This is a genomic window from Papillibacter cinnamivorans DSM 12816, assembly GCF_900176335.1.
GTDB classification, from domain to species: domain Bacteria; phylum Bacillota; class Clostridia; order Oscillospirales; family Oscillospiraceae; genus Papillibacter; species Papillibacter cinnamivorans.
The window spans coordinates 1-3,088 of record NZ_FWXW01000019.1; the positions used below are offsets into that span (position 1 = coordinate 1).

Below are 3,088 nucleotides of genomic sequence, written 5' to 3' on the forward strand. Positions count from 1 at the left end.
GTATCTCTTTAGTTGTCATCATTGTTGTCACAAGCTTCATTACTTTACCACCCCCGTTTCAATTAAATATTTTAGTTGCTCTAGACTTAACTTAAATGCTGTAATAAAATTGCCATTTGTGTCATAAAAAGCCCAAAGTCTTGTTGTCTGCTGGTTTTACGTCCGGCAAGATATGTAATTTATCTATCAGCACCATCGCCACGCAATAGGCGTCGTACTCGTCGTTTTTCTTCATGGTCGGCGCGCTTCTGCGGCGATCATACGCCAGAGCTGGATTGACGTCCTTCACAATGCAGCCTTTTTCGAGGAGATAGGCCGCCAGACTCCGTCCGTGGCCGTATGCGTTTTCAAGACCGTAAACAGGCGTCAGGCCCAAAGTTAGTGCTTTTCTATTCACCCGCTTCACAAGCTTTTCAAATTCTGCGGGTTTGTTTTCAATCACAAGGGTATCGAGTTTTTCGTTCCAGCAATTGACCAGGACAGCGGTATGGGTTTTCTTATGCAAATCCATGCCGACATAGAGATAGCTTTCTCTTTTCTGCGCTGCATACATGCAGTAGCATCACGCCTCTCTTTTTCCTGCCTTTCACATCAAGACCCCGGTACCGGCAACCTCAGATGCCAGAATTCACGGCAAAACCGTGTTCAAGGGCGCGACAGCCTATCCACCAACGGACTTTACGCTTCAAGCAGGTTACTATGGTGTGTGATGTTAACTCTGCCAAAAGCTGTTTACAAGTCGTTTTTTGGGATGTCTCCGAACTGTCACAATTCAGAAAAAAGAGAAGGAGAGGACTAAGGCTTTACCCCCCGTACCCCCCTCCTGCCGCAAATTATACGCCGGTTGTCAAAGTTTGTCAATTAGTGCTGTGTTACAAGAATATTACAGTATTTTCATTGCGGTTCAAGCCTGCCGGACGCGTTCGCCAGCGTGGCCCGCTGTGTGGCCTTGTGTCGCGCTTTGGCGGCAGGACAGGTAAGGTTTCCATCCCGGCAGCCGCAGCGGTTGTAAGGCTTTTTGTGCCGCACACTTCGCACTCAGAAAAACAGCTTTGAATATGGCCCGATTTTTCTCTAGATCAGCTGTGAACCATGGGGTCGAAAACCATGCAGGTTAAAGCGCCGGGGTCGCTAAGCGGCCCCGGCGCAACGCACATCAGCCCGCACTGCGGGCTGAAAGGCGATCTCAAGGCGGGGTCGGATTTTGTGCGCTGGGGTCGGATTAGGAGTTGTGAATCGCGGAATACTGCATGAAATAAGGGGTTTCATAGGTGTTGTGAACAACCCCTATGCATTTCAGACATTCTTAAATGAACCCATTTTATCGTATTTAATGATAACATCATATGCAGACTGGGGACCTTTTTGGGCAAGTGATGCATCTTCCATAGATATTTCAGTTTCAATTGGTCTACTTGCCATTTCACCAGAATCAGTACGCAAAAAGTATTTCCCTGAACGCTTCAAGATTTCTATTCCATAATCATCAAAAATTTTAGTCTCCATAGTTTGTCACCTCAAATTATTTGATTGGCCTTACAATGTATTGTCCGGGACCCGGTGAATCAATAATTACCTCTGGAATTCCACCGCTGGTATAACCGCCAGGAATCCATTTAAAGTTGGCTCCCTTTTCATTACCGCTTGGCATTCGTAAACCAGAGGGATTAGCAATGTCAATCCGTACAGGATTAGTTCCTAATTCACCAGGATCAAGGCCTAATAGCCGCTCAAGTTCTGAAACGTCCCCACCAGCTCTAGCAATTAAATCATCAGCTACCGATGTTGGCATTACAAATGTTCCGCCAGGAGGCCCGGCGTAACCTGAAGGTGCTTGGTAACTGATCTTGGTTACGCCGTCCTTAAATTGAGTCGTATGACTAGTAATGTACTCTTCTTTTAAATATGTTGCTGGATCAGGTCGGGAGTATTTAGGCGTTTTAAGGATTTCGTCAACTTGTACTTTTGGTATACCGGCCTTGTTCCCCGCGCCCTCAGTAGTATCCTCATTTCCAGTATATCCCTTGTTTTTCTGTGAAGCAAGGGTTTCCTCGTTCAGCGGGACATACTGATTATAGAGGTCCAGAATTTCCTGTTCCCTCTGTTCCTGCCGCTGACGGTCGATCTCCTCCGTCCATTCCGCGATGAAGCGGTCCAGGTCGGCTCTGGAATCCGATTCCGCGGGCGATGTATTGTCAAACGTCCTCGCCTTCCCGCTATTTACATTTCCTGTATTTTGCGCTATACTGTTATGTGCAGGAACTTCAGACCCAATCGTTTCGGACGTAAAGGTGCTGGCCCCTTTTGAGGCATTCACCGTTGGGATAGAGGTTCCTGCTGCTTTTATATAAAGAGTCCTTCCTTGCAGTGTACCTCTTCCCGCATTATCAAACTGTACATAAACGATTCGTCCATCATCCAGCATCTTTTCAAAAATTATGCCTATACGTCCGCTGGATTCATTTTCCAAATGTCCGGCGTACACGGCATCCGGAGAAGCCAATATTTCCGGCAGCATATCAACAACTCTTTTTGTCAATGGAAGATTGCCTTTACTAAGCTCCTTTTCTGAATTCCCATGCTGGTCATATATGTGTTTGATATCATCGTTTGTAATTATGTAATCTCTTTCTCCTATTTCATATCCCACTATTTCGCTGATTTGTTTTGCTGCCTCAGAGGTTGTTTTACCAAGGTACAACTTCTCCAGCTTCTCGCCTGTATGACTCTTTCTTCCATTTTTCCATCGCACAAAGAAATCTGATACCGTAGTATCCAGGTTTGCTATTACATTACGAAAAGTTTTTCCTTCCCGCCAAATGGCCACAGCCTGTTCGGCGGAATAATCGGCCCTGAATTTTGTACTATCGCTTATCTCCGTATCTGCATTACTTTTTTCTAATGTACCGGTTGTATTTTCATACGCCGCACTGCTTTTGTATGCAAACTCGCCCGCCTCCGCGGCCGCGGACACGGCGTTGAAGGCTCCGGCGGTGATGGCGCCGAGGACATAGGCGTAGAGGGCCTGGGGGGTGAAGGCTTTTACCTCGTTGTCCTTTAAAATGGACGTGTTCAACTGTAAATATAC

The 3,088-nt window shown here is 46.5% G+C and carries 3 protein-coding genes; all 3 read right to left on the reverse strand.

The features are described 5' to 3' along the window. Positions 1 to 121 precede the first annotated feature (121 nt). Entirely contained in the window at positions 122 to 553 is a 432-nt protein-coding gene (locus B9A13_RS13785; RefSeq protein ID WP_242942879.1) for an IS110 family transposase, read from the reverse strand. Positions 554 to 1,296: 743 nt separating this feature from the next. Further along, the gene (locus B9A13_RS13790) at positions 1,297 to 1,506 is read right to left on the reverse strand and encodes a hypothetical protein (RefSeq protein ID WP_084235733.1); all 210 of its coding nucleotides are present in this window, start codon (positions 1,504 to 1,506) and stop codon (positions 1,297 to 1,299) included. A gap of 16 nt (positions 1,507 to 1,522) precedes the next feature. Next, positions 1,523 to 3,088 (reverse strand): PBECR3 domain-containing polyvalent protein (locus B9A13_RS14200; protein WP_200809737.1); only part of this gene is annotated, 1,566 nt, incomplete at its 5' end.

Bases quoted from the DNA above. Each gene is read 5' to 3' on its own strand.
- B9A13_RS13790 (WP_084235733.1), bottom strand. From the start codon at position 1,506: ATGGAGACTAAAATTTTTGATGATTATGGAATAGAAATCTTGAAGCGT.
- B9A13_RS13785 (WP_242942879.1), bottom strand. From the start codon at position 553: ATGTATGCAGCGCAGAAAAGAGAAAGCTATCTCTATGTCGGCATGGAT.